Genomic DNA, 835 nt, shown 5'->3' on the forward strand with positions numbered 1-835 from the left:
CCCCCTCTGACCAGCCTCTCTCTACTGCCACCTGTGAGGCTTTAAGCTGAGCTTTTTCTTGCGCAAGTACATAGCTGAAGAACTTACTGTGCTCTGCTGGGGAAACTTGATTTAATACGGTAAGCTTTTCCACGTATGGTTGAATGATAGATACAAGCATACCTGCTGTAACAGGCAGAACAGAGGAGATATACCCGGTTAACTTTCCACGAGTACGAGTAAACAGATTGGGCTGGTATTCAAAGTTAAGTTTCTTTTCCATATTCTCATAGAGGCTTTTGTTCAACACCTCCAACCGATAATACGCTTGATAAAACTCCCCCATTGGAGAACCCTCTCGGTTTTTTGCGATGATTTGAGTTGAAAGATAAGCAAATACACGATTGTTGTATTCGATTTTTAGTAGTTTTCGATAAATTTCTTCGTTGTCTCTGTCATTATTAATGTCACTTGCACTCACTACGTCCGATATCAATAGAGCACATAGATACGCTAAAATCGGGTACATTTTCATATTCATTTCCTATCCACATTACGCTGGTTTGTTAGGATGGTGCTACCAATGGTTTTTCTTGCCTATTTAAGTGCACGGAGGGCTTCAATGATGGCGTTCCTTTCGTTGGGGTCTTTTATCCCCCCAAAGCCCATAGTGGTACCAGGCACTGTTCCGGCGGGGTCTTCCAAGAAACGATCCAGATTGGCTTCGTTCCAAGTGAGATTGCTCTCAGATAAACCCGACGAGTAGTTAAAATTGCTAGCCGAAGCGGCGGGTTGTCCGTATTTACCTCTAAGATTGGGACCAACACTTGCTTTTCCGGATGCGTCTGTACTGTGA

Annotated in this window: 2 protein-coding genes; both read right to left on the bottom strand. The window is 43.6% G+C overall.

Features of this window, described 5'->3' with window-relative positions; genetic code table 11:
• The coding region (locus A3761_RS00650; RefSeq protein ID WP_068749625.1) for a hypothetical protein at positions 1-514 on the bottom strand (514 nt) is incomplete at its 3' end.
• A gap of 62 nt (positions 515-576) precedes the next feature.
• Positions 577-835 (bottom strand): cytochrome c family protein (locus A3761_RS28310; RefSeq protein WP_068749627.1); only part of this gene is annotated, 259 nt, incomplete at its 5' end.

Source organism: Oleiphilus sp. HI0123 (assembly GCF_001635315.1).